1 protein-coding gene is annotated in these 562 nt (G+C 49.6%); it reads right to left on the reverse strand.

All coding sequences use genetic code 11. The features are described from left to right. Positions 1-308, reverse strand: a 308-nt coding sequence (locus PORUE0001_RS10530) for a hypothetical protein (RefSeq protein ID WP_410524542.1), incomplete at its 3' end; no start/stop codon positions are given. Positions 309-562: the final 254 nt, after the last annotated feature.

Below are 562 nucleotides of genomic sequence, written 5' to 3' on the forward strand. Positions count from 1 at the left end.
TGCCAACCTCTAGCATTCTGCCCATTGAGCATCTCGCTTGACACGAGATTGTCAACAGCCTCCAGCAGGGCATCTTCGCCATACTCTCGAAGGCGGGCATTTAGTTCAGCTAGACGACTTCCTTGCAGAGAGCGCAACGCTGGTATGTTAGCTTGCTTTGTTGCTAGCTTGCCATTGAAGTAATCTACGAAGGCGAGAGCCTCCTGCTTCCTTAAGCCTTTATGGGGTGATACGTCCGTCAGGCTTAATTGCCCGTCATCGGCTCCCAAAAATTTTGCCTCACGCGCACGGGGCTGGAGCTGGGTCATCTGAGCGAAGCGAAGATGACGAGATTGGGGGATTATAGGGGGTATAGAGTTAGGGGTTACAGGGGAAAGAGAAAAGGGGGACGAAGGGGGGAAAGAGGCAAAACCTTTTGCTTTTTCCTCCTGAGTGGTGGAAGAAGAGCTAAGAGGATTAGCAGTACTTTGCTCTACATCAGCCACTTGGGTATTTTCTGAGAGCAAATAAACCTTTTGCTTTTCACCTGCTTTGGGAGCGGAAGAAACCAAATAAACCTTTT

The sequence above is a fragment of the Porphyromonas uenonis 60-3 genome (genome assembly GCF_000174775.1).
GTDB lineage: Bacteria > Bacteroidota > Bacteroidia > Bacteroidales > Porphyromonadaceae > Porphyromonas > Porphyromonas uenonis_A.